Below are 860 nucleotides of genomic sequence, written 5' to 3'. Positions count from 1 at the left end.
AGCTAACACCGTATATAATTTATTGCTGGCTTCTCGCCTACTTACGAAAGTCCTCGCGGACTTTCTTGGTCAGTAATTATTTACTAAATTAGTTACTTGAAACACGCAACAAACCATATACAACAACGTTGTGTGTAAGCTAAAAAAACTACCGTAATTGAATTCAAAATATGAAATTTTAAAAGGACTTCCTCCATATGGAAAAATGTATCTATCAATTCCAGAAGAAAATTGTTCAGAAGGATTACCTGTGGAATTTAAAAAAGATGACGGAACAAAATGGGTTGCGAATATTGAATACGGAAAGGAAGGATTTGATTATATAAAAGAATTAAACCATCCTACTGAAATTCTTGTGATTTCTAACGGTTGTTGTTACATAATTGACAGAAATATAGAAAAAAGTATTACGGATTTTGGTTATGATTTTAAGCAAGTTATTGAATACAATGAAAAATTCATTTTAATCGGAACGAGAAATATTGCGATAATTGAAAATTCGGAAAAAATTGAACGTTTCAAATATATTTGTAGAGATTTTATAGAAGAAATAAAAATTGAAAACGGAATTTTGACTGGAGTTTTAAATAATTTTAACGGACGAGACAAAAACAGCTTTGACAAGACTGATTTCAGAATTGATTTAGAATCATCTAAATTTACGGAATTAGGAAAATCATATAGAACAAAACATAAATCTGAATTAAAAAAAGTTGAATTAAAAAAATGGTGGGAAATTTGGAAATAAAGCCTACACACAACACCGTATAAACTTTATTGCTGGTTTTAGCTCACTTGGGAAATTCCTCCGGAATTTCGCCGTTCGTGTTTTATTTACTAAATTCACTGCTTAAACAACG

General features: G+C 30.0%; 1 protein-coding gene. It reads left to right on the top strand.

All coding sequences use genetic code 11. The features are described from left to right. Positions 1-157: 157 nt before the first annotated feature. Positions 158-748, top strand: coding sequence for a hypothetical protein (locus GQS57_RS18355; protein ID WP_165734424.1), 591 nt, complete (start codon positions 158-160; stop codon positions 746-748). Positions 749-860 lie beyond the last annotated feature (112 nt).

It is taken from the genome of Polaribacter sp. 20A6, assembly GCF_011378915.1.
In the GTDB taxonomy this organism is placed as follows: Bacteria; Bacteroidota; Bacteroidia; order Flavobacteriales; family Flavobacteriaceae; genus Polaribacter; species Polaribacter sejongensis.
The sequence above is the reverse complement of the archived record's forward strand: the minus strand, read 5'-3'. Positions and strand labels throughout refer to the sequence as shown.